The organism is Pseudomonas sp. BIGb0164, from assembly GCF_024810135.1.
In the GTDB taxonomy this organism is placed as follows: Bacteria; Pseudomonadota; Gammaproteobacteria; order Pseudomonadales; family Pseudomonadaceae; genus Aquipseudomonas.
In genome coordinates, this window is sequence record NZ_JANUEA010000001.1 from 359,513 (window position 1) to 382,728 (window position 23,216).

19 protein-coding genes are annotated in these 23,216 nt (G+C 61.3%); 9 read left to right on the forward strand and 10 right to left on the reverse strand.

The window, feature by feature from the left end; all coding sequences use genetic code 11:
- The first annotated feature begins 49 nt into the window (after positions 1-49).
- Positions 50-526: a helix-turn-helix domain-containing protein gene (locus tag M2394_RS01425; protein ID WP_178921179.1), complete on the forward strand. Its 477-nt coding sequence runs from the start codon at positions 50-52 to the stop codon at positions 524-526.
- Here M2394_RS01425 and M2394_RS01430 read toward each other — a convergent pair whose 3' ends face one another.
- The gene (locus M2394_RS01430; RefSeq protein WP_178921177.1) at positions 527-1,849 is read right to left on the reverse strand and encodes an OprD family porin; all 1,323 of its coding nucleotides are present in this window, start codon (positions 1,847-1,849) and stop codon (positions 527-529) included.
- A 457-nt stretch (positions 1,850-2,306) separates the two neighbouring features.
- On the opposite strand from M2394_RS01430, the gene M2394_RS01435 reads away from it, so the two are divergent.
- The 3 genes from M2394_RS01435 (at position 2,307) to M2394_RS01445 (ending at position 6,786) form a co-directional block, all read left to right on the forward strand.
- A complete protein-coding gene (locus tag M2394_RS01435; RefSeq protein WP_259171373.1) occupies positions 2,307-4,916 on the forward strand; it encodes a hypothetical protein in 2,610 nt (869 codons plus the stop codon).
- Positions 4,917-5,039: 123 nt separating this feature from the next.
- The gene (locus tag M2394_RS01440; protein ID WP_259171374.1) at positions 5,040-5,936 is read left to right on the forward strand and encodes an AraC family transcriptional regulator; all 897 of its coding nucleotides are present in this window, start codon (positions 5,040-5,042) and stop codon (positions 5,934-5,936) included.
- 94 nt (positions 5,937-6,030) lie between these two features.
- Complete coding sequence (locus tag M2394_RS01445) at positions 6,031-6,786, forward strand: SDR family NAD(P)-dependent oxidoreductase (RefSeq protein WP_178920137.1); 756 nt, start codon at positions 6,031-6,033, stop codon at positions 6,784-6,786.
- A 107-nt stretch (positions 6,787-6,893) separates the two neighbouring features.
- On the opposite strand, the gene M2394_RS01450 is transcribed toward M2394_RS01445, so the two are convergent.
- The 6 genes from M2394_RS01450 to M2394_RS01475 all read right to left on the reverse strand — a co-directional run bounded on the left by M2394_RS01450 (position 6,894) and on the right by M2394_RS01475 (position 15,274).
- Positions 6,894-7,763, reverse strand: coding sequence for an oxaloacetate decarboxylase (locus M2394_RS01450; protein ID WP_176996135.1), 870 nt, complete (start codon positions 7,761-7,763; stop codon positions 6,894-6,896).
- Positions 7,764-7,929: 166 nt separating this feature from the next.
- Positions 7,930-8,751: a helix-turn-helix transcriptional regulator gene (locus tag M2394_RS01455; RefSeq protein WP_259171376.1), complete on the reverse strand. Its 822-nt coding sequence runs from the start codon at positions 8,749-8,751 to the stop codon at positions 7,930-7,932.
- 5 nt (positions 8,752-8,756) lie between these two features.
- Positions 8,757-9,296, reverse strand: coding sequence for a kinase inhibitor (locus M2394_RS01460; RefSeq protein ID WP_178920139.1), 540 nt, complete (start codon positions 9,294-9,296; stop codon positions 8,757-8,759).
- A gap of 97 nt (positions 9,297-9,393) precedes the next feature.
- On the reverse strand, positions 9,394-12,456 hold the full coding sequence (locus tag M2394_RS01465) for an efflux RND transporter permease subunit (protein WP_259171377.1): 3,063 nt from the start codon (positions 12,454-12,456) through the stop codon (positions 9,394-9,396).
- 9 nt (positions 12,457-12,465) lie between these two features.
- Entirely contained in the window at positions 12,466-13,653 is a 1,188-nt protein-coding gene (locus M2394_RS01470) for an efflux RND transporter periplasmic adaptor subunit (RefSeq protein WP_405046539.1), read from the reverse strand.
- 25 nt (positions 13,654-13,678) lie between these two features.
- Entirely contained in the window at positions 13,679-15,274 is a 1,596-nt protein-coding gene (locus M2394_RS01475; protein WP_259171378.1) for an efflux transporter outer membrane subunit, read from the reverse strand.
- 312 nt (positions 15,275-15,586) lie between these two features.
- Between M2394_RS01475 and M2394_RS01480 the strand changes: the two genes are divergently transcribed.
- Both M2394_RS01480 and M2394_RS01485 read left to right on the forward strand, forming a co-directional pair.
- Positions 15,587-16,543 carry an ABC transporter substrate-binding protein gene (locus M2394_RS01480; RefSeq protein WP_178920142.1) on the forward strand — a complete coding sequence of 319 codons (957 nt, stop codon included), beginning with the start codon at positions 15,587-15,589 and terminating at the stop codon, positions 16,541-16,543.
- A gap of 23 nt (positions 16,544-16,566) precedes the next feature.
- On the forward strand, positions 16,567-17,886 hold the full coding sequence (locus M2394_RS01485) for an LLM class flavin-dependent oxidoreductase (protein WP_259171379.1): 1,320 nt from the start codon (positions 16,567-16,569) through the stop codon (positions 17,884-17,886).
- Positions 17,887-17,945: 59 nt separating this feature from the next.
- Here the strand turns inward: M2394_RS01485 and M2394_RS01490 are convergent, their stop codons facing one another.
- Positions 17,946-18,857, reverse strand: coding sequence for an enoyl-CoA hydratase-related protein (locus M2394_RS01490; protein ID WP_259171380.1), 912 nt, complete (start codon positions 18,855-18,857; stop codon positions 17,946-17,948).
- Positions 18,858-19,038: 181 nt separating this feature from the next.
- Here M2394_RS01490 and M2394_RS01495 point away from each other — a divergent pair, with 181 nt between their 5' ends.
- On the forward strand, positions 19,039-19,650 hold the full coding sequence (locus M2394_RS01495; RefSeq protein ID WP_259171381.1) for a dTMP kinase: 612 nt from the start codon (positions 19,039-19,041) through the stop codon (positions 19,648-19,650).
- Between the two features lie 55 nt (positions 19,651-19,705).
- On the opposite strand, the gene M2394_RS01500 is transcribed toward M2394_RS01495, so the two are convergent.
- Positions 19,706-20,908, reverse strand: coding sequence for an NAD(P)/FAD-dependent oxidoreductase (locus tag M2394_RS01500; protein WP_259171382.1), 1,203 nt, complete (start codon positions 20,906-20,908; stop codon positions 19,706-19,708).
- 250 nt (positions 20,909-21,158) lie between these two features.
- Here M2394_RS01500 and M2394_RS01505 point away from each other — a divergent pair, with 250 nt between their 5' ends.
- Positions 21,159-21,728 carry an Rrf2 family transcriptional regulator gene (locus M2394_RS01505; RefSeq protein WP_259171383.1) on the forward strand — a complete coding sequence of 190 codons (570 nt, stop codon included), beginning with the start codon at positions 21,159-21,161 and terminating at the stop codon, positions 21,726-21,728.
- Positions 21,729-21,922: 194 nt separating this feature from the next.
- Here the strand turns inward: M2394_RS01505 and M2394_RS01510 are convergent, their stop codons facing one another.
- On the reverse strand, positions 21,923-22,672 hold the full coding sequence (locus M2394_RS01510; protein ID WP_259171384.1) for an SDR family NAD(P)-dependent oxidoreductase: 750 nt from the start codon (positions 22,670-22,672) through the stop codon (positions 21,923-21,925).
- A 104-nt stretch (positions 22,673-22,776) separates the two neighbouring features.
- On the opposite strand from M2394_RS01510, the gene M2394_RS01515 reads away from it, so the two are divergent.
- A complete protein-coding gene (locus tag M2394_RS01515) occupies positions 22,777-23,136 on the forward strand; it encodes a helix-turn-helix domain-containing protein (RefSeq protein ID WP_178920152.1) in 360 nt (119 codons plus the stop codon).
- Positions 23,137-23,216: the final 80 nt, after the last annotated feature.

Here is a 23,216-nt window from a genome sequence, read left to right on the forward strand (position 1 = left end):
GAAAGTAACATGGCGTCACACAAGTTTGTACTCGCACACAGGAACGCCGATGCAACGCAAATCCCTTGTCAGTGAAGAATGCCCGATCGCTCGCAGCCTTGAACGGGTAGGGGAGTGGTGGAGCATGTTGATCATGCGCGATGCGTTGCATGGCTTGCGGCGTTTTGATGAGTTCTCGCGCAGCCTGGGCATCGCGCCGAACATGTTGACGCGTCGTCTCAATGGCTTGGTGGAGGCGGGCATGCTGGAGCGTCGGGCCTACAGCGAGCGGCCACCGCGTTATGAATACGTGCCCACCGCCAGGGGTGAGGACTTCGGCATGGTGCTGATGTCGCTGGTGGCGTGGGGCAATCGGCATTTTGCCGAGGAGGGCAGGAGTGTCGAGGTGGTGCAACGCGAGACCGGCAAGCCGGTGCAGCCGACAATGGCCACCGCTGAAGGCGTTCTGGTGCCGCTGGAGCAGTGCGTGGTGCAAGCCGGTCCAGCCGCCAGCGCAGGCATGCGCCAACGGCTGGGCCCGGTGTGATTACAGCAGGGTGAACGGATAGTCGACGATCAGGCGCAGCTCATTGAGCTTGCCGTCACGCTGATCGGCGTTGGATGAAACCATCGCATCGCGCACGCGCAGTGACAGGTTTTTCGCCGGGCCGCTTTGCAGCACGTACTTGGCTTCCACATCGGTCTCGTGGTGGTCGCCGTCGGCACCGTAGTCGCCCACGTAGGCGCTGTTGGCCGGGGTGTGCGTGCCGTTGATGTCGGTACCGTTGACATAGCGGGTCATGAAGCTCAGGCCCGGCACGCCGTAACTCGCCATGTTCAGGTCATAGCGGATGCCCCAGGACTGTTCGCCCGGGCCGTTAAAGTCACCCCACTGGATCGAGTTGGCCAAGAACACCGAATCGCCGCCTTCGCCGGCGCCGTTGTTGCCGGTGCCGATGTAGTCGAAAGGCGTGTCGCCGTGCACTTTCTGGAACGACAGCGTCAGGGTATGCGCCTGCAGGAACGAATAGGCCGCCGCCAACGAATAGGTGGTGTTGTTGATCGCACCGGCCTTGGCGCTGCCGGTGTCGAGGGTGCGGTACAGGTTGCCGTCCAGTGCCAGCGACTGGTCATGACCCAGCGGCAACACATAGTTGAGGTTGGTGTAGTACTGGCGCCAGATATCTTCCAGCTCACCGGCGTACACCGTCGCACTCAAGGACGGCGTGAAGGTGTATTTGCCGCCGACGAAACTCGCACTGTTGGCCGCGACGTTGGCGTAGGTAGCGTAGATGTCGTGCTCATGGTCACTGGTCATGCCGCTGTTGGTGCTGGTGAAGTGGCCGGCTTCCAGGTCCAGGCCGGCGATTTCGCTGCTGGTCAGGTCAAAACCGGTGGCGGTCTGCGGCAGGATCCGCGTGCCCCCGGTGGCGAAAACCGGTGCGGTGGGTTGCATGTCACCGAACTTGAGCTGGGTCTTGGAGATCTTGATCTTCACCGCAGCCCCCACTGAGCCGTAGCCATCCTTCGGGTCGCCATTGCGGTCGGTGGGCAATTCGCCGGTGCCGGCATCGGCGTGGGTGGCGTCCAGTTTCATCGCGCCATAGGCATAGGCATCCACGCCAAAGCCGATGGTGCCTTGGGTGAAGCCCGAGGCGTAGTTGAGCATTGCGCCCTGGGTCCAGTCGCGGTTGTCGGCCTTGCCACTTTGCCGATCGCGGTCAAAGTAGTAGTTGCGCAACAGCCCGGTGATGCTGCTGCCGTCGATGAACCCCTTGGAATCGGCCTGGTCGCTGACTGACTCGGCGAAGGCCGCTTGGCTGATACTGGCACACACGGCCAGTGTTAACAGGCTCCACTGTTTGATCATGTTCTTTACTTCCCCGGAATAATTAACGCGCGCACAGAAACACCGCACTTTATTTGGACAATGCATAAGGTTTTATGGGCAGGGTTCGAAGTGAGGCGTTGCCGTTTTTATTGTGTTCGGCATGAGTGCCGAAGCTGATTCTAAGCACAGACTGCGCGGCCTGCAGCCCTGCGGATGATTAAACTCGATTAATTAAACTTCACTATGTTTAATCGGTCGCAGGTGTAGCGTTGAACGGGTCTTAGCCGCTCTGCTTCGACAAAAACCTTTGGTTTGCCGCCGCAGGCTCTGCGGCGGATTTTTTACGCTTATTTAAACTAAGTTATATAAATTTTCATCTATAACCGTCGTTCGAGTGATGGCAGGATGATTGCGCCGATCATTCTGTCTGTGTAACAAGACTGTTGCACTTAACCCTCAATAATCCCGTCTCCCACGCCGTACCAGGAGATAGGTGATGCAGGTCAATCCGGTCGATAGCAAACCCGCCGCAGGCGATAACGCGAACTGGAACAAAGCGGTGTCCAGGGCGGTAGACAATCAGCCGGACGACAACCGTCTCGGTCCCGATACAAAGCGCCCCCAGGGTGACTTCCGCAGCGCCCAACAGATCATCGATGACAACCCGCTGCTCAAGAACCTCGGCAACCAAAGCGGTGTGAAAGACAAGCTGCGCGAGCGCGTGGGGGACTTCGAACATGACCCGGACGCGGCCTACCGCGCCAGCCGCGTGCTGGAGCACATCGAGAAACTTGACGAAAACGGCAAGCCCACGGTCAAGCGGGCAGAACTCAATGACGCCGGCAACGGCAGGATCGACGGTTTCACCAAAGGCGGCGACGCACGCCACGGTACGGAGGCCGGGCGCTTGCAGGACTTCGGCAAATACGGCTGGGACACCCTCAAGGGCGAGTTGCCGATCACCAAGCCCAAGACGCCATCCAAGGGGGACGCGCCCTCCAATCACTTGCCCTTGCCGGGCGAAGGTCGCCCGGTGGGCGACACCCGCAGCGCCCAGCAGATCATCGACGACAACCCGCTGCTCAAGAATCTCGGCAACCAGAGTGGTGTGAAGGACAAGCTGCGCGAGCGTGTCGGTGATTTTGAACACGACCCCGATGCCGCCTGGCGCGCCGCGCAAGTGCTCAACTATGTCGAGAACTACGACGAGACCGGCAAGCACATCGACGGCGGCGATGTGGGCAACGGCAGGATCGACGGCTTCACCAAGGACGGCGAAGCCCGCCACGGTACCGAGGCCGGGCGCCTGCAGGACTTTGGCAAGTACGGCTACGACAACCTCAAGGGCCTGGACGGCAACAGCGCCGACGACCAGATCAAGGACCTCAACGCCAAGGCCACCGAAGACGCCGTCAAGGCCGCTGGGGGCGATGCGTCCAAAGTCGGCGCCGATTACTTCACCACGGGCAACACCAGCGCCAGTGGGGCTGACAAGACGGCCGCGATCATCGAACTGTCCACCGGCCTGGCCAACTACAAGGCCGGCGCCGACGCGTTTGCGCACCAGGGCCCGGATGGCGCCAATGAATGGTCCGGCGAAGGCAAGTCGCCCGGCCAGCAGCGCGAAGACTTCATCAACGATGTGCAAAGCCGTATCGACACGCTCAGCAAGGACCCGGACGTCCAGCAGTTCCTCAACACCCAAGGCACCGAGCAGTTGCAGAAAATGGTCGCTGCCGACCCGGCATTGAAAGCCGAAATGGAGCGCCGCCTGGAAGCGTCATCCAGCACCGACGCCCTGGAAAATGCGTTCGCCCCCAAAGGCGTGAGCACCACCGACGCGCTGTCGAGCTTTATCAAATACCCCGACTTCTACGCCCAGGCGTTGGGCAAGCAGCCGGACTACAAGAAAGCCTTCGAGAATGCCCCGCAGGCGATCAAGGACAGGGTCAAGGCCGACTACGCCAACATCACTTCCGGCAAAGAGATAAATGACCTGATTGCCAGCGGCATGCCGGCGGACAAGGCGGTGATTCAGTCCGGCGTGAACAAGGCGATCTTCGACGCCGTGCTCGATGACAAGACCGTGCAGGCGGGCACCTCAAGCTTCAATGACGCGGCCGCCAAAATGGGCCGCGAGGACTTGCTCAAAGGCCAGTCCATCGATGACTTCTACCGTGGCCTGGGCGTGACCGGCGCCAATGACCCGCGCCTCGAGCAGGTGATCAACGACAACATCGCGGCTTTCACCCCGCCCGGGGAAGCACCGCCTAAAACCGCCGATATCATCAGTGGCATTCGTGCGGTGGAAGACGCCATGCGCGGCGGCGCCAAGTTCGACGACGCCATCAAGAAGGTCCAGAGCACCTGGGGCGGCAAGCTGCCGGCCGGGGTCAGCGCGACCTACAAGGCCGGGGTGATGCATGGGGTTTCCGGCGTGTTGCTGGCCGGCGCCATCGGCACGCGGATCGCCAACGGCAAGGGCGGCAGCACCGCGCAAACAGTGGGCCAGTCGTTCCAGGCGGCGGGCTTGTTCATGGAAGGCGGCGCCAAGTTCGTCCAGGATCAGTTCGATCGCACCAAGCAGGGCACCTACAAGTTTGATGCGCCCAAATTCGTCAAAGACGTGGAGAACGTCGGCAAGAGCCTGGGCGGTGTCGCGGGCAACGTGCTGGGGTTGGTCACCGGGGCGATTTCGGCGAAGAACTCGGCGCAAAGCGGTGACAAGGTGGCGGCAGGTTTCCAGGGCACGTTTGCCGGTCTCAATGGGTTGTCGGCTGTGGCCGGCGCGGTAGAAGTGGCCACCTATGTGGTGCCGCGCATCACCACCGTCGCAGCCGGCGTGGCAGAAGCAGCCGGCGCCATCGGCGGCGCAGCCGGTGCACTGGCGGGCGCCGTGGGCGGGATTGCGGCGGTGGGTGGGCTGATCTACGCGATCATTGCCGATATCAAGGCTGACAATGCACGCAAAAAACAACAGGAGGACTGGTACAAGGGGCTGTCGGGCCAGTTCAAGGGCTTCGGCGTGACGCCGCCGCCACTGGACGTGATCATCGCACCGAAAAATGGCTATGTGGACGTGGGCAACCCCAACGCCAATTATTGACCGTGGGTCACCTGTGCCGACCTGGTCGGTGCAGGTGGATACGCAGGGCATCGTTTCGCTTAATCTGTGTCTGGCCGCATACTTTCAGTCGCGGCGCGTTTTGACACAGAACGGATGATCCCGATGCCCCATACACTGCTCGACGCTGTGCGCCAGTATGTCGAGGCCAACGCCGACGCTGCAGGTGTCGCCCAGACCCCGGTTCCCGGTTTGACGACCATTCGCTCGACCACGCCCAGCGGCCTGATCCACGCCATGCCCAACCCCCTGATCTGCCTGGTGCTGCAGGGCGCCAAGGACGTGACCCTGGGCACGCAGACCCATACCTTCCAGGCGGGCGACTCGCTGTTGATCACCGCCGATGTCCCAACCGTCAGCCAGATCACCCGGGCCAGTGCCGAAGAGCCTTACCTGTCGATCGTGCTCGACCTGGACCCGGCCGTCATTGCCGAATTGTCGTTGCAGATGAAACCGCAACCGTCGAGCGTCGACACGCTGCTCAAAGCTGCCGAGCGCACCGATGCCGAAGTGGTCGATGCCGCCTTGCGCTTGATGCGTACCCTCGACTTTCCCGAGTGCGTTCCAGTGCTGTATGCACAGCGGGTACGTGAGCTGCATTACTGGCTGTTGGTGGGCCGTCACGGCGCTGCGATCCGCAGGTTGGGTTGGGCAGAAGGCCAGGCCCATCGCGTAGCACGGGCGGTCGCGGTGCTGCGGGCAGACTTCAAGCAACCGCTGCCGGTTGATCAACTGGCCGCAACGGCGGGCATGAGCCCGTCGTCGTTCCACCGGCATTTCCGTGCGATCACCTCGTTGTCACCCCTGCAGTTCCAGAAGAACCTGCGCCTGATCGAGGCTCGTCGCCTGATGATGGCCGAAGGGGCCTCGGCCAGTAGCGCGGCGTTCAATGTGGGCTATGAAAGCGTGTCGCAGTTCAACCGCGAATACGCGCGGATGTTCGGCCTGCCGCCGATCAAGGAGGTTGAGGCGGCTAAAGGCGGGGCCATGGCCTCGGCCTGATTGGCAGCAATAGGCAAACAACCTCCAGTTTCCGGCAACGCCTTCTGCCAGGCAGCTTCCTATCATGGGCCCACACCCACAGAGGAGCCTTGCCATGACCCACATCACCCTCGTCACCGGCGCCAGCCGCGGTCTCGGTCGTAACACTGCCCTGAGCATTGCGCGCCAGGGCGGCGATGTCATCGTCACCTATCAGCGCCGTGCAGACGATGCGCTGGCGGTGGTCGCCGAGATCCAGGCCCTGGGCCGCAAAGCCGTGGCGCTGCCCTTGGACACTGGCAATGTCAGCGGTTTTGCCGCGTTCGCCAGCGAGCTGGCTGACGTGCTGCGCCATCACTGGCAGCGCGACCGTTTCGATCACCTGGTGAACAACGCCGGCCACGGTGACTACGCGCTGATCGAACACACCCGCGAGGCGCAGTTCGACGGCCTGGTCAACGTGCACTTCAAGGGCGTTTACTTTCTCACCCAGGCGTTGTTGCCGCTGATCGCCGACGGCGGGCGTATCGTCAACCTGTCTACCGGGCTCACCCGCGTATCGTTCCCCGGCTACGCGGCCTATGCGGCGGTGAAAGCGGCGGTGGAAGTGCTGTCGGTGTACATGGCCAAGGAATTCGGCGGTCGCGGGATTGCGGTGAATACCGTGGCACCGGGCGCCATCGAGACGGATTTTGGCGGCGGTGCGGTGCGCGACAACCCGGAAGTGAACAAGATCTTCGCCGACATGACCGCCCTGGGGCGTGCCGGTGTACCCGACGACATCGGCCCGATGATCGCCGGCCTGTTGTCCGAGAACAACCGCTGGGTCAATGCCCAGCGTATCGAAGTGTCTGGCGGCCAGGGCATCTGATTCACGCGCCTATCTTCGGCGCGCCCAGATTCGTAACGCGTGTGGCCCGGATGTTCACGAAGTGATGCGGGCTCTCCTGCCATTGGCAGGAGAGCAGGGCGGGGTTGTTACTCTTTCACATCCATGAATTCTTCGGCCCATGCCACGTAGCTCTCAGGCAGCGTGTAGGTGTGGGTCAGTTCGGTGGCGCTGAGGTTCGACGTGCTGGACGTGATGTTGCGCTGGGCGCGCAGGCTGTCGTAGGTGGCCTTGATCGAGGCAAAGTAGGCGCCGTGGCCGGCCACCACGATGCGCACGCCCAGCTTGGCCAGGCGCTCGCTGTCGTTGAGCTTGGGGTTGGCGTAGGTCACCAGCATCAGCGGCACCGTGAGGTTCTGCGCAATCTGCTCCAGGTGATCGAAGTCTTTGACACCGACCATGCAGATCCCGTCGGCGCCGGCTTTTTCGTAGGCCTTGGTGCGTTCGATGACGTCTTCGGTCGGCAGCACGCCGGCATTGGTGCGCGCGATGATGGACAACGCCGGGTCGACGCGGGCTTCCAGCGCGGCCTTGACCTTGCCGATGCCTTCATCGATGGAGATCAGGTCGGTGGATTTGCGCCCGAATTGTGCGGGCAGCAGGGTGTCTTCGATGGTCAGCGCGGCGACGCCGGCACGTTCGAGCTCTTCGACGGTGCGCATCACGTTCAACGCGTTACCGTAGCCGTGGTCGGCGTCGGCAATGAATGGCAGTTGGGCCACACGGCCGATCCGCGTGGCTTGCTCGACGAACTCACTCAGGGTGATCAGCGCAAAATCGGGTGCCGCCAGTACCTGCAAGGATGCGACCGAACCGCCGAGGATGCCGACTTCAAAGCCCAGGTCGGCCGCGATACGGGCGGACATGGGGTCGAAGACGGAGGCGGTTTCTACGCAGATCGGCTTTGCAAGCAGTTCACGGAAATTACGGCGCAGTGCTGAGTGAGAGATTTTCGGCATGTTGTTTCCTGGCTCTGGTCATCGTCTTGTGACGATCAATGTCTATTCGTGGTGGCGCGAGATTACCATGCAGGTGAACAAGGGATTATGACGTTTGAGCATGAGGCATGTGCCAAACACATGGATCCAGGGTTCACAGTTAGTCGATGGACAAGGCGAAACGCCGTCAAATCGCGGCGCGCAGTGCCCTTGGTGAAAGCCCGTAGTGGGTTTTGAAGCGCACGGCAAAGCGTGAAGGCGAGGCGTAGCCACAGGCGCTGGCGATCTCGCCAATCGGGTCGGAAGAGGTTTGCAAACGCTGCAAGGCCGCTGCCAGCCGCACATTTTCGAGGATCGAGCGAAAGCTTGCATCTTCGTTGGCCAACTGGCGTCGCAGTGTGGACTCACCCACATTCAACTGATGGGCCGCGGCAGCAATCGTCCAGTCCTTGGACAAATTGCTCATCATCAGTCGCTGCACGCGTTCGGACAGCGGATCATTGCGCCCCATCAACAACGGGCCCGCCTGGCCGGACAAGCACAGGCACAGCAGGACCGCTTCGCCATAGTGCGTGCATAACGCGGCGGGCGCGCCCGAATTCAGTGCAACCAACAGTTGATCCCAGGCTTGCCGGGTCTGTTTATCCAGGCGCACACACAACTCGGTATTCACATGCCCCGGCGCGGAGCGGGCGAATTGCTCGCCGTAGCGGGCCATGAACTGACGCAACACCGACACCGGAAACGACACCACATCCGCGATGTAGTGACCCTGTGCCCCCGGGAAGTTCGACACGCCCAGCTCACGTCCAGCCGGCATCAGCACCAGATGCTGCGGGCCGGCGAGCATTTCCTGCTCGTCCCACTGCAAGCGCTTTTGCCCTTGGCGCACACGACACAACGCCGTCATGAAGATCGGCACCCGCCGCAGGGTGTGAAGGTGTCGGGCCTGGATCACACAGCTTTCGATAATGTTTTCGCGGTGCTGCAGGGCGTCGTGTGCATCCATCGTGGCTAGCGTCCGTAGGGCGACGTGAGGGTGGCCTTGGCCAGGCTGTTGGCGTTGAGCATGTAGCCCACCAGGGCACCGCTGGCCTGATTGTCGATCGGCAGCTTATCGACTTTCAACGCCCATACCGTGAATTGATAACGATGGGGTTTGTCACCCACGGGTGGGCATGCGCCGCCGAAACCGGGCTTGCCGTAATCCGTGCGGCCTTCGACGGCGCCGGCTGGAAGGTGCATGCCGGCATTGCGCGGCAGGCTGTTTACGGAAACCGGGAGATTGACCAGCGTCCAATGCCACCATCCGCTACCCGTGGGAGCGTCAGGGTCATAGACGGTGATCGCGTAACTTTTAGTGCCCTGGGGAGCGTTGCTCCAGGCCAGCGCCGGGGAAAGGTTGTCACCGTTGCAGCCAAAGCCGCTGAACTCTTGCTGTTTGGTCAGCGGGCGCCCGTCAGCGATGTCCGGGCTGCTGAGGCTGAAGCTGGCAGCGTGGCTGCTGGCTGACAGGGCGATGGCGAGTGCGGGCACAAAGGCGTTGAGTTTCATCCAGGAGGCGTCCAAGTGGGAGGTGAGCGTCGATTCTAGGCAGTCCCCGAATAGAGGGCTGTGCTGAAGCGCTCGATGATTGTGCTGAAGTGCTCAATCAACCTCGCACCGGGTACTCCGGTACCGGCTGTTCTGCTTCCTGATGGTGCGTCGCACCAATGAACATATACATCGCCGGCACCATGAACAGCGTCAGCAGGGTACCAATCGACAGCCCGCTGAAAATCACCAGGCCCATGTCGTGCCGGCCCGCAGCGCCAGCGCCGGAGGCCCACACCAGCGGCACTACGCCCAGCACCATCGCCGCCGTGGTCATCAAGATCGGCCGCAGCCGAACCGCTGCAGCTTCTTCAATAGCCTCGCGCTTGCTGCGCCCGGCGCGTTGCAGTTCATTGGCAAATTGCACGATCAAAATGCCGTGCTTGGTGATCAAGCCCAACAACGTCACCAGGCCCACTTGGGTGTACACGTTGATCGAGGCGTAACCCATGGTGATAAAAGCCAGCGCGCCAAACAGGGCAGGGGGCACCGAAAACAGGATAACCACCGGGTCGCGGAAGCTTTCGAACTGGAACGCCAGGGCCAGGTAGACGATCAGGATCGAGAACAGCAACAGCCCGACAAACCCTCCCGATTCCTGGATGAACTGGCGCGATTCGCCGGAAAAATCAGAGGTGTAGCCCGACGGCGCGACGTTTTTCAGGATGGTGTTGAGTTTGGCCAGCAGTTCGCCCTGGGCCACGCCACTCACACCCGAAAGGGTTGCCGAATTGAGCTGCTGGAAGTGGTTGATCGACTCCGGCTGCGTGGAGGTTTCGATATGCGCCACCGTACGCGCCGGGATCATGCTGCCCGACGGCGTGCGGATGTAGTAATCGAGGATCTGCTCCGGGTTCAGGCGGTCGACTTGCAACACCTGGGGAATCACTTTGTACGAGCGCCCGGCAGTGGAGAAGTAGTTCACGTAGTTGCCACCCAAGGCGGCGGATAACGCGGCACCGACGTCGGCCTGGGTCATGCCCAGGGCGGCGATTTTTTCACGGTCGACCACCAGGCGGGCCTGGGGTTTGTCGAGTTTCAGGTCCATGTCGGAGAAGTAGAACAGCTGTTGTTTCTGCGCTTCGGCCATTACCGCCTGGGCCACCTCGTTGAGGTTCTCGATTGAGTCGGTGGTGGTGATCACGAATTGCACGGGCAAACCCTGAGCGCCTGGCAGCGACGGCAGCGGGAACGCGGCAATGGTTGCGCCCGGCACCTGGTTCCACTTTTGCTGCAGTTCCAGGATCAACTGGGCCTGGGAGCGGGTGCGGTCGTCCCAGGTCTTGAGCAGTACGCCGCCCAGGCCTTGGTTGAGAATCGGCAACCCGGTCAGCTGGAACATCTGCGCGTATTCCGCCTCTTTGTTGGCGATCTGGAACGCCTGGTCGGCAATGCGCTCCATCTGCTGCGGCGAGGCGGTGGGCGGGCCTTTGATCTGCATGAACACCAGGCCTTGGTCTTCGGTGGGTGATAGCTCGCTCTTGGCGGTCATGCCACTGGCGGCCACCAGCAGGAACAGCACAAACCCAAAGGTCACCAGCACCGGCCAGATATCCAGCCCGCCTGACAGGACGCGGTGGTAACGCTTGCGCAGCCAGTCGAAATAGCCGTCGAGGCGGCGGGCGAAGCGTCCTTCTTCCTGCCCGGGCTTGAACAGTGTGGACGTCATCATCGGCGACAGGGTCAACGCAACCACGGCCGACACCGTCACCGCGCCGGCCAGCGAGAAACAGAACTCCTTGAACAGCGCACCCGTCAGGCCACTGCGCAGCCCGATCGGCACATAGGCGGCGACCAGCACCACCGTCATCGCCAGGATCGGCCCACCCAATTCCCGTGCCGCCGTCAACGCGGCGTCCAGGACGCTCTTGCCTTCTTCCTTGATATGTCGGTCGACGTTCTCCACCACGATGATGGCGTCATCCACCACCAGCCCGATGGCCAGCACCAGGGCGAGCAGGGTCAACAGGTTGATGGAATACCCCAGCAGGTACATGACAAAAAAGGTGCCGACCAACGACAGCGGAATCGCCACCAACGGCACGATCACCGCGCGGAACGAGCCGAGGAACAGGTAGATGACCACCGAGACGATGATCATGGCCTCGACCAGGGTCTTCACCACTTCATAGATCGAGGTGTTGATGAAGGCCGTGGAGTCATACACGATCTCGCCGCGCACGCCGCTGGGCAACTGGGACTGCAGCTCCGGGAAAGCTTCACGCACGCTCTCGGCCACGGTCAGGATGTTGGCACTCGGCGCCGCCTTGATTCCGATAAACACCGAGCGCTTGCCGGAAAACGCCACGCTGCTGTCGTAGCTTTCGGCGCCGAGGGTGACGGTGGCGACATCTTCCAGGTACACCAGGGCGTCGCCTTTCTGTTTGATGACCAGGCGCTTGAACTCATCCACCGTGTGCAAATCGGTGCCGGCCGTGAGGTCAACCGTGACGGTTTGTCCGCGTGTAGAGCCGACGGCCGACAGGTAGTTGTTGTTGGCCAGGGCGGTGGACACGTCCTGCGCCGATACGTTGTGCGCCGCCAGCTTGTTCGGGTCGAGCCAGGCGCGCAGGGCAAACTGGCGCCCGCCGAGGATTTCGGCGGTTTGCACGCCTTGCAGCGAATCCAGCTTGGGCTTGACCACCCGCACCAGGTAGTCGGTGATGTTGTTGGTGGGCAAGGTGTCGCTGTAGAAGCCCAGGTACATGGCGTCAGTGGTTTGCCCGACGGCCACGGTGAGCACCGGTTCCTGGGACTGGGCCGGCAACTGGTTCTTGACCGAGTTGACCTGGGTGTTGATCTCGGTGAGCGCCTTGCTGGCCTCGTAGTTAAGCCGCAGGGTGGCGGTGATGGTCGAGACCCCGGTAATACTGGTGGATGACAGGTAGTCGATACCCTGGGCCTGGGCGATGGCCGATTCCAACGGCTGGGTGATGAAGCCGGCGACCGTGGACGCATCCGCGCCGTAATACGCGGTGGTGATGGTGACCACGGTGTTTTCCGTGCGCGGCCATTGGTTCACTGGCAGTTCGAAGATCGAGCGCAGCCCCAGGATCAGGATGAACAGCGAGACGACAATCGCCCAGACCGGTCGATGTATAAAGGTATCGGTAAGCTTCATGGGACACCCTTAGTGTTCTTGCGGAGTCGGCGCGGGGTCGTTCAACGGCGCGGCGTTGTTATCGATCTTCACCGGCGAGCCATTTTTAAGCTTCATCTGGCCGCTGGTGATCAACAGGTCGCCTTCCTTCACGCCAGACAGAATCGCCACCTGATCGCCCCGGGTCGGTCCGGTCGTGATGAAGGTCTGTTGCGCCGTGAGCACCTCTTCGCCTTTGTCGTTCTTGCTCGACGTGGCGATGAACACGGTGGTGCCGTAAGGGTTATAGGTGACCGAAGTTTGCGGCACGGTGAGGTAACGCTGCGGGCTACCCGCGTTGACCACGGCGCGGGCGAACATCCCAGGCACCAGGCGTTGCTTGGGGTTGTCGACGGTGGCTTCCACGGTGACGTTGCGCGTGGTGGCGTCGAACTGGGTGTCGATGGTGCTGACGCGACCGGTGAAGGTCTGGTTGGTCAGCCCGTCGGCCGTGACCGACACGGCTTGGCCGATGGCGATGGCTTCCAGCTGAGTCTGGGGCACGCTGAAGTCGATGTAGATGGGGTCAAAGGTCTGCAACGTGGCGATCTTGTCGCCGGGGTTGAGGTACTGGCCGGGGTTGACTGCCGTAATGCCGATGCGCCCGGCAAAGGGTGCACGGATGGATTTTTTCTCCACCAGCGCCCGTTGTTGTTCGGCGGCGGCGAGCTTGGCTTTCAAGTCGGCGGTGTCGGTGTCGACCTGGGCCTGGGAGATAGCGTTGACGGCCAACTGGGCCTTGTCGCGCTTGAGCACGATCACGGCCAGGTCGGCGGTGGCTTCGAGGGAATGCAGCTGGGCGATGTCCGAGTCGGCGTTCAACTGCACCAGCAGCGCCTGGGCCGCCACTTCCTGCCCGGGCTTGAAGCCGAGGGTGCGTACGATGCCGCCAACTTCCGTGGTCACGTCCACACCGCGCACCGCTTTCATTGAGCCCACGGCAGAGACGTTAGGCTGCCACTCTTCGAATGGCACGTGCAGGGCGGTCACAACGGCGGCGGGCAAGGGCACTTTCGACTGGGCGATCAGTGCCGAAATCTGCACGTACTTCACCCCGGCAATGATCGCGACAATCACCAGCACCACCAGGATCATCAGCAGCATCGGCCGCCACAAGCGGCGCTTGCGCGGTGCGCCCGGTTCGTGGGGCAGGGCAGGGGCGGTGTTGACGTCAGCCATGGAAGGTTCTCACTGTTTCAATGGTTCAGTTCAGGCGCGCCGCATTCTTGGCCGGCATGATTTCTTGCCACGAGGGCAGGCCGAACCGGTCCGGTTTGCCGGCGGTGGCCGGATCGACGTCGGTGCGGTTCCACCAGCCGCCGCCCAGAGCCTGGAACAGCGCCGTGGTATCGCTGTAGCGCGCCGCCTGTGCCTTGACCCGGGCCAGCACGGTGTTCTGGTAGGTCTGCTGGGCGTTGAGCAGGTTGATGTAGGCCACGGCGCCGAGCTTGAACTGGGCTTGCACCAGATCAAGGTTGGCCTGGGCGGAACGTTCGGCCACCACCTGTTGGTTGAGCGCGTCGGCGTCGGCGTCGAGTGCGCGCAGTGAGTTGGCCACGTCCTGGAATGCCGTGATCACGGTGCCGCGATAGCGCGCTGCCGACTCGTCATAGGCGGCCACGGCCGCGCGCTTCTGGTGCTCCAGCTTGCCCGCATCGAAGATCGGCTGGGCGATGGCGCCGGCCAGGCTCCACACACCGGAGCCGGCGGAAAACAGTTTGGTCCCGCTGGCCACGGTTGACCCTACGGACCCGGTAATGCTGAACTGGGGCAACTGGTTGGCCACCGCTACGCCGATGTTGGCGCTGGCCTGATGCAGTTGCGCCTCGGCAGAGCGCACATCCGGACGTTGACCAACGATCGCCGAGGGCAGGCTGACCGGCAGCTCTTGCGGCAGGTTCAGGGACGCCAGATTGAACGCCTCGCCACGGTCCTGGTTCGGAAACCGGCCCAGGTAAGCCATCAACTGGTTGCGGGTTTGCGCCAATTGCTTCTGCAAGGGCGGCAGCGTCGCACGGGTTTGGGCCAGGGCGGTCTGCTGGGTCAACACGTCGCTGTCGCCGATGGCGCCGAGTCGCCGCTGCGCCTGCAACAGTTCGAGCTGGCCGCCCTGCAACCGGATGATTTCCTCGGTGGCGGCGACTTGGTCGCGTAGAGAGGCCAGGCTGATCGCGGTGTTGACCACATTTGCGGTCAACGTCAGGTAGGTCGCCTCCAGCTGGAAACGCTCGTAGTCGGCTTGCGCCGTGGTGGACTCGATTTGCCGGCGCGTGCCGCCGAACACGTCCGGTGCGTAAGACACGTTAAGGGAGGCTGAACTGACCGTCAGGATGGGCGACTCTGGCAAGCCCGCCGTGACGCCGGAGACTTTCTCGCGGGTTTTCGAGGCATTCGCGGTGACGGAGGGAAACAGCGATGCCTGGTCGGCGTAGACCAGCTCGTTGGCCTGGCGCAAGGAGGCTTGGGCCGCGCTGACGTCCGGGTTGGCGCGCAGGGCTTCTTCTATCAAGGTGTTGAGCGTGGGCGAACGGAACAGCGTCCACCATTGCCCGGGAATATCCATGCCGGCCACCAGCCGCTGGGCCGCGCCGCCGGTATTGATGTCGGCCTTGGCGGTGCTGGTGAGTTTTTCGCGTTGGTAGTCGGCACCGGCAGGGACATCCGGTCGCGTGAAATCCGGCCCGACGGTGCAGCCCGCCAAGGCGATGCACAGCAGGCTCAAGGGCGCCAGAAGGTGTGTCTGTCGGGAAATACCGACCGGTTTGGAGCTGGATGCACGCTGCCGGGGCTGCTCTTTCATGGTTGCTCTGATCGATCTGTATTTTTGAACGATGAATGCAGCTGCATCGGCGAGGCCCGGTGAGAAAAGAGCCCGGAATCGCTGGGTTTGAATCAGTGTAGGTGGTGCTTGGCGCTACGCAATATGAGGGCCTGCGTCAGGATGACTGCCTAGTGCCATAAAATGCATTTACTGCATTTATAAAGAATTAGGTTATGCATTATGAGTATTTTACAGGCGCGGGTTTGGCCGTCATTGTGACCGCCCTACAACACTGCCGAGACCGCGCACGCGGATCGACCTGACGTGCCCGAAAGGGCATCTGGAGCGAACGTGCGTTACCTGACAAAACTGGCGGCCGGGCTTGCCGCCGCACTGCTGTGCCTGGCCGCGAACGCGCAAACGCTGGTGGTGGGCGACCAAAGTTACAACGCCCAGGCCGTGATGGAAGCGGCGGGGGTATTGGATGACCTGCCGTACACCCTTGAGTGGAAGCAATTTACCGCCGGTTCGCCGGTGGCCGAAGCGCTCAATGCCAATAGCCTGGATATCGGCTTGCTGGGGGATGCGCCGGTGTTGTTCCTCGGCGCACTGGGCGCACCGATCAAGGTCATCGGCATTACCCGGCAGAACCTCGATGGCGTGGCCATCCTGGTGAAGAAGGATTCGTCGATCCACAGCCTGGCGGACCTCTCCGGCAAGCGCGCTGCCGTGTGGAAAGGTTCCTGGAGCCAGCAATTGCTGCTGACGGCACTCGCCAACGCTAACGTGCCGGTGGACTCGCTGGAACTGCGCTACCTCAGCGCACTGGATGCGTCCCATGCCCTGGAGGGTGGTTCGGTGGACGTGATTGCCACCTGGGAACCCTATGTCACACAGCAGGAACGGCAGGGCGCGCGCGTGCTGGCCACCGCCGAAGGCCTGATTCCCGCCCAGAGCTATATTGCCGCGAGCGCCAAGGCCGTGGACGCCAAGCGCGCACCGATCAGCGACTTTCTGCAGCGCCTGAAAAAAGCCCGTGAGTGGGCTCGCCAAAACCCGGCCAACGCCGACGCTTATGCCGATGCCTGGGCCAAACGCACCCGAGCAGACGCCGACATCGCCCGCGCCTGGTTTGCTCGGGCACGCACCACGGTGGAACCGGTGACGGCCGAGTCGCCGGTGGAAGCGCAAAAAACCGTGGACTTTTTCGCCGGCCAGGGCCTGGTCAAGTCGTACTCGGCAGCCAGCTTGTTCGATGACTCTTTTGCAGCGTCCTTGCAACCTGCCGTCGCCCAACAGCAGCCCTGAACGTCTCAAGGAATTCCCCAGACATGAGCAAACGACAACTGAAACTCGGCGCCCTAACCATGGGCTGCGGCGGGCCAGGCCGCCACAACCTGTGGCTTGACCCGCAATTGCCGGCCGACGCCAGCGTCAACGTCGACTGGTACATCGACATTGCCCGCCAGGCCGAGGCGGCGCTGTTCGACCTGGTGTTTATCGTCGACAGCCAGTTCATCACCCCCGGTTCGCCATCTCATTACCTCAATCGCCTGGAACCGCTGACGCTGTTGTCGGCGTTGGCCGTGAGCACGCGGCATATCGGGTTGGTCGGCACCCTGACCACGTCCTATAACTCGCCGTATAACGTGGCCCGACGCCTGGCCTCCCTGGACCTGATCAGCAAAGGCCGCGCTGGCTGGAATGTGGTCACCAGTGGCGATGCCGGTACCGCCGGCAACTACAGCCGTGACGAACACTACGACTACGACACTCGCTATGGCCGCGCCGCCGAACACGTGCAGGTGGTGCAGGGACTGTGGCACTCCTACGAGGACGATGCGTTCGTGCGCGACCGCAGCACCGGCCAATTCCTCGACCCCAGCAAACTGCACAACCTGAACCACAAGGGCGAACATTTTTCCGTGGTCGGCCCGTTGAACATCCAACGCTCACCCCAAGGCCAGCCGGTGATCTTCCAGGCCGGCGACTCCGAGCAAGGCCGCGACCTGGGCGCAGCCACCGCCGATGTCATCTTCACCCATGCCGCCAGCATCGAGCAGGGCCAGGCGTTCTATAAAGAGGTAAAGGGCAGGGCAGAGCAGCACGGCCGTGACCCCGGGCAACTGCTGGTCATGCCTGGCGCTGAGATTTACGTGGGCGATACCGACGCCCATGCTCGGGAAATCGAGCAGCACTACCATCAGGCCGACCATAGCTTTGAACTGGCGTTGAAGGAGTTCGGGCGTAATTTTGGCTGGCACGATTTCACTCAGTACGACCTGGATGCGCCGTTTCCCCAGGAGAGCCTGGAAGCGGCGCGCAGCAGTTTCTTCACGGCGGCCAAACGCATTGCTGATCAGGCGCGAGAGAAAGGCTTCACCTTGCGCCAGGCCGTGGAATTTGGTCGGCAACTGCGCCCGGGGGCGTTTGTGGGCAGCGCGGACACCGTGGCGCAGAAAATGGCGGACTGGTTTGAAGCGCGGGCGGTGGACGGGTTCAACATCTATATCGGGCACCCGGAGCAGTTCACGCGGTTTACCCGGGAGGTTGTGCCGTTGTTGCAGGCGCGGGGGGTGTATCGGACGCAGTATGAGGGGACGACGTTGCGAGAGAGTCTGGGGTTGGAGATCGAGAGGTTTAGGGCCTGAAGGTGCTACTCGTCAAGCTGCCCGGCAACAGGCAGCTTGATGCGAAGCGTGCCCAGTCTCTATTTGCCCTGATAGACCGGCGTTCTCCCTTCAGCCTCGGCCTTGCGACCCTCCTGGAAATCCTCCGATTTATACAGTGCTGCCCGCTGCGCATCCAACCCGGACAACGCCTCAGCTTGCACCGGGTCGATCACGCGATGCGCAGTGACCAGCGAGGCTTTGATGCCTAATGGCCCATTGGCGGCGATCTTGTTCGCAAGCTCGATCGCCTTGTCGAGCGCTGACTGTGGATCGGGAATCTCCTGGACTGTGCCCATACGATAAGCCTCACGGGCCGTCCAATGATCGCCCGTCAAAATGTAGCGCATGGCGTTGCCCCAGCCGGCTTCGCGCACGAAGCGCACCGTCGAACCACCGCCCGGGAAACGGCCGTGAGTGTTTTCGTCTTGCCCGAAGTCGGTGTTGTTCGCGGCGACCCGTATGTCGGCAACCAGAAACAGCTCATGCGCCAGGTTCCAGGTGTCGCCGTGCACCGCCACGATCAAGGGTTTGGTGAGGAAGGGCATTTTCTTGCCGAGCGGATCAATATACCCGTCACCGAGCGTGACGCCGCCCGAACTGGCAACGGCTTTGAAGCCCTCAACGTCTACACCTTGGGAAAAATTATCGCCGTATCCGAACAACACAGCGGCGCGCAGCGAAGGGTCATGGTCGTAATCGTAATAGGCTTTGGCGAGGGCCAGATAGGCTTCCGGATCAAGCCTGTTCTGGATGTTGGGCCGGTTGATGCCAATCAGGACGATCTTGCCGCGACGCTCGACGGTGATCTTGTGGGACGGGCTGACGGGAATATCGACCAGGGTGACTTCGCTGGAATGCGGTTGGGTGGTGTCGACCGACTGCGCAAAAGCAGACCCTATGGACAGGGACAGTGCTGAGAAAACGAGGATCGTCCGGAATAGTCTGTGCATCAAGGGTTCCTTACTGGCGGGGCGTTGGTTGGCGTCGAAGCAGGCACGCTAAAGGGCGCAATGAAGCGTCTGTAGTACGCAAATGGGACTAACGTTTATTCCCGCATGGAATGGGCGTGCCGTACCTTTCCAGAAAATCGGTTAGAGTCCACCAATGCCCTTATCAATCGTTGGTCAATGAGTGAAACCACCACTGTTCATTTCTTTCGATGGGCCCAAGGGCACGGGTAAAACCACGTTGTTGGAGGCCGTTACCAAAGCCCTGAGAGCTGACGGCAACAAGGTGATCCGGCTGTGCGAGCGAAATAACGATCCCGATAGAAGTGAAACAATGGCTCTCGTGAACACGCTCGCCAGGCACCCGGGGCGGGATTTGGAGTGGGCGGTGTGCGAGCGCTTCGCGGAGAGTCGCGCCTGGATCTCCCAGCACGTGCTGCCCAAGCAGCCAGCAGGCAGTATTGTCTTGATTGACCGCTGGTATCCGTCGGATGCCGCCTTTCGCCGCAGCGTCCCGATGGAAGAGATCCTGCGGTTGAACATCGAGCGAAACGTGCGAGTGCCGGATCTGCATGTCGGGGTCGTCACTGCACCCGAGATCTCGTGGGCAAGGGCTGCCGCACGCGGGCGTGGACTGGGCAGTACCGTGATCCATTCGCTGCAAGAACATACCGCGTGTACCGAGGCATTCGAGCGAGCGGCTGCTGCGCATGGATGGGTGTTATGTCGTAATGAAGGGACGATCGAGGAGGCGACGAGGCAGGTGGTTGCTGAGATCTATGGCGTATTGCGGTGATTGTTAGCTGAGAGGTGAGCCGGGATGGGTACCGGCCACTCTCGTCAAAGGCCTGTCAGGCAATCGGGATCAATGGATCCGCCGCTGCCCACGCCGCTTCACGGTTGGCAGCCGGTGGGTAGATCCACACCGTATTGATTTGGGTCTTGAGCGATTTGCCTTCCTGGCGAGTCAACTTGACCTGGCGATCCCAACCCTCGGTGTACACCGCGCCCCAACCACCCAGGTCCAGGCAGGTCACGTACTTGGGCTGGCTGTAGGGTGTCGGATCCACCCCCAGAACCTGCGCGGCGACGTTATTGCCGGCGTAGCGGCCCAGCATGATCGCATGCTGACAGGTCATCAGCGCGTGGTTGCCCAGCGCATCGGTGGCGGCGTAAGCCACATCGCCGGTGGCGAAGACATCGGGTTGGCCGATGACTTTGAGGTTTGCATCCACATGCAGGCGCCCGAGCGCATCCCGCTCAGCGGGGATCTGCTCGGTCAGCGAGCTGGCGCGCACGCCGGTGGTCCAGATCACGGTACTGGCTTCCAGATGCTGGCCATTGTCCAGGGTGACGCCATTTTCATCGACGGCAACCACCGAGGATTTCAACTGCCACTTCACACCCAGCTCCGCGCTGGCCTCGGCGATTGACTGGCCGATGTCAGCGCCCATCGACGCACCGATTGCTTCGCTGCGGTCGACGATGATCACCTCGACATCCGCGTTTTCACCCAGGATGGCGCGCAGGCGTGCGGGCATTTCGGTTGCCGTTTCAATGCCGGTGAAGCCGCCGCCAGCCACAACCACCGTGTTGCGGCCTTTGCTGTAGGGGCGGTCTGCCAGCGCTTTGAGGTGGTTCTCCAGACGCACGGCTTGCTCTATCTGGTCGACATCAAATGCGTGCTGCGCCACACCCGGTGTGCCTGGCATCGCAAGCCGGCTGCCGGTGGCCAGCACCAGCTTGTCGTAGTTGAGCGCCTGCCGATTGCCGGAGGCATCCAGGTAGGCGACGTGTTTTTGTTCGACGTCGATCGTCTCGGCCGCGCCTTTGACGAAGGTCACGCCTACTGCCTCGAACAGCTCGCCAATCGGCGCGAACAGCTGGTGAGCATCCGGTTCGTAAAAACGCGGACGGATGCGCAGCTCGGCTTGCGGGGCCAATACGGTTACGTCGATGTCATTGCGGTCATGGATGTCGAACAGACGCGTCGCGCTCAGTGCCGTCCACAGGCCGCCGAAACCCGCGCCAATAATCAGAATGTGCTGCTTCATTTTTTTACCTTGAGGGTGAGGTGGTGGGTGGCTCGATAACGGCGACTATATTTGTCGTAGTTAATTCGTGCAAGGTTATTTTTTGCGAGGCTGTGCTTTAAACGGCGCGGGAAAAGTCTCCAAAGCCTTACGAAATGGGGCTCTTGGCATAGCGGTCTGGTGTCTGTAAAACAGTGGTTTAACGCGTTGTGAGCTGGATTGCCCCACGGTTTTCTGTTAGGTTGTGCGACTAATTAAGTCGGAGATTGGCATGTCTCTTTACAGCGCAGGCGTTGAATACGGCATTCATTGCCTGATTTTCCTGGTGGGCGATGGCGGCGAAAGCCGAGAGGCCAGCGTGCGCGACCTCGCAGAGTTGCAAGGTGTGCCCCTGGATTACCTCGGGAAGATTTTCACCAAGCTGGCCAAGGCCAAACTGGTCGTGGCCACCGAAGGCGTACGCGGCGGCTTCAAGCTGTCCAGGCCGTCTGACGAAATCAGCCTGCTCGATATCGTCAACGCAATCGACGGCCACAAACTCATCTTCAATTGCCGCGAGATCCGCGGGCGCTGCGCGTTGTTTGACGGTGCTCCACCGGCGTGGGCGCTGGACGGCCACTGCTCAGTCCATGCGGCCATGATGACGGCGCAGAAGCGTATGGAAGACGCGCTGGCCCAACAGACCATTCTTGATCTTGCGAGGAAGGTTGGGCGCAAGTCGCCAGCGGAGTTTGCTGCTCAGGTTGGGGGGTGGATTAGCGATCGCAGGGAGAAGAAGGGCATTGGGCAGTTGCCGGGCGATCAAGTGATTCAGGTGACTGATATTACGGATGGGTCGTAGTTCGTAATACGGATTGGATTGACCCGTTGAGAGAGTGGACGCCAGAAGCGGTTTTTTGGTGTCAGTGGTCCAGAGAGAGCATGAACAATCTGATGCAATATGTGATTTAACATAATATACATTATGCGTAATTCAGTATTGCATAATCAGAGGCCGTGCCCGTCAGATTTCAACAGGCAAAACCCCCATCTCTCTCAAACCTGAGCAAACCCGCCATCAACAAACATTTCACTGCCCGTCATGAAGCTGCTCTCATCCGATGCCAGGAACAACGCCGCCGCCGCAACTTCTTCCGGCTTGCCAATGCGGTTCAACGGAACCTGCGCGGTCATGTCGTCAATAATCGCTTCCTTCTGACCTGTGCCTGAAAGCGCCAGGTCCAAGCCTGGTGTCGAGATCGGACCTGGCGACAGCACGTTGACGCGAATGCCCGTGCCTTTCAGGTCCAGCGCCCAGCTCCTGGCAAAATTACGCAGCGCCGCTTTTGTCGCGCTGTACACACTGAATGCTGGTGTACCCATGGTTCCCGTGGTCGATCCGGTCAGGATCACCGAGCTGCCGGCGCTCATCAGTGGCAAGGCTTTTTGTACGGTGAATAGCGTGCCTTTGACGTTGATGCCGAAGGTTCGGTCAAACGACTCTTCTGTGATCGCGCCGATCGGCTGGAAATCCCCCAGGCCGGCGTTGGCAAACAGCACGTCAACTCGGCCCTTGGCGGCTTTGACTTGCGTAAACACGCGATCAAGGTCGTCCAGTTTTGAAATGTCGCCTTGTATGGCAATGGCTTCAGGACCGATCAGTTGCAGCGCTTTGTCCAGCTCCTCTTGCCGGCGTCCTACAATGACGACTTGAGCGCCTTCCGCCGCAAAACGAATGGCGGTTGCCAGGCCGATGCCGCTGTTGCCGCCAGTAATCACTGCGATTTTTCCGTTGAGCCTGCTCATGGTGAACTCCAAAGAATAAGGTTGAGGCCCAACTGTAGATCTGCGCTATTTTTTTGAATAGTATGCACCTTTTAGTAAGTACCCTATGTGGAGCCTTCTAGATCATGGCCAATAACTCATTCAATTGCGGGCTCGAAGCCGCCCTGGCGGTGATTGGCGGCAAATGGAAGCCCCTGGTGCTGTTCAACCTGGCGCAAAATGTTCATCGATACGGTGAATTAAGACGCGCGATTGGCGGCGTAACCGATAAGGTGCTGATCCAGCAACTCAAGGAGTTGGAGCGCGACGAGATCATCTCTCGCGTGGATTTCCAGGAAATACCGCCCAAGGTCGAGTACTCGCTGACCCCTTTCGGGCATTCCCTGGCTACGGCGCTGGGGGCGCTTTGCCAATGGGGAACGGAACATATGCAAACCGTTGAACGCATCGCTGAACGACGTACTGCCGCCCTCTCCCAGCCTTGAGCCCCCTGCCCTGATAGCCAACTCAACTAAATGACTATTTAGTTGAGTTAACGGCTGTGTCTCTCCACGGCGCTAACAAC

Bases quoted from the DNA above. Each gene is read 5' to 3' on its own strand.
- M2394_RS01425 (WP_178921179.1), top strand. From the start codon at position 50: ATGCAACGCAAATCCCTTGTCAGTGAAGAATGCCCGATCGCTCGCAGC.
- M2394_RS01430 (WP_178921177.1), bottom strand. From the start codon at position 1,849: ATGATCAAACAGTGGAGCCTGTTAACACTGGCCGTGTGTGCCAGTATC.
- M2394_RS01435 (WP_259171373.1), top strand. From the start codon at position 2,307: ATGCAGGTCAATCCGGTCGATAGCAAACCCGCCGCAGGCGATAACGCG.
- M2394_RS01440 (WP_259171374.1), top strand. From the start codon at position 5,040: ATGCCCCATACACTGCTCGACGCTGTGCGCCAGTATGTCGAGGCCAAC.
- M2394_RS01445 (WP_178920137.1), top strand. From the start codon at position 6,031: ATGACCCACATCACCCTCGTCACCGGCGCCAGCCGCGGTCTCGGTCGT.
- M2394_RS01450 (WP_176996135.1), bottom strand. From the start codon at position 7,763: ATGCCGAAAATCTCTCACTCAGCACTGCGCCGTAATTTCCGTGAACTG.
- M2394_RS01455 (WP_259171376.1), bottom strand. From the start codon at position 8,751: ATGGATGCACACGACGCCCTGCAGCACCGCGAAAACATTATCGAAAGC.
- M2394_RS01460 (WP_178920139.1), bottom strand. From the start codon at position 9,296: ATGAAACTCAACGCCTTTGTGCCCGCACTCGCCATCGCCCTGTCAGCC.
- M2394_RS01465 (WP_259171377.1), bottom strand. From the start codon at position 12,456: ATGAAGCTTACCGATACCTTTATACATCGACCGGTCTGGGCGATTGTC.
- M2394_RS01470 (WP_405046539.1), bottom strand. From the start codon at position 13,653: ATGGCTGACGTCAACACCGCCCCTGCCCTGCCCCACGAACCGGGCGCA.
- M2394_RS01475 (WP_259171378.1), bottom strand. From the start codon at position 15,274: ATGAAAGAGCAGCCCCGGCAGCGTGCATCCAGCTCCAAACCGGTCGGT.
- M2394_RS01485 (WP_259171379.1), top strand. From the start codon at position 16,567: ATGAGCAAACGACAACTGAAACTCGGCGCCCTAACCATGGGCTGCGGC.
- M2394_RS01490 (WP_259171380.1), bottom strand. From the start codon at position 18,857: ATGCACAGACTATTCCGGACGATCCTCGTTTTCTCAGCACTGTCCCTG.
- M2394_RS01500 (WP_259171382.1), bottom strand. From the start codon at position 20,908: ATGAAGCAGCACATTCTGATTATTGGCGCGGGTTTCGGCGGCCTGTGG.
- M2394_RS01505 (WP_259171383.1), top strand. From the start codon at position 21,159: ATGTCTCTTTACAGCGCAGGCGTTGAATACGGCATTCATTGCCTGATT.
- M2394_RS01510 (WP_259171384.1), bottom strand. From the start codon at position 22,672: ATGAGCAGGCTCAACGGAAAAATCGCAGTGATTACTGGCGGCAACAGC.
- M2394_RS01515 (WP_178920152.1), top strand. From the start codon at position 22,777: ATGGCCAATAACTCATTCAATTGCGGGCTCGAAGCCGCCCTGGCGGTG.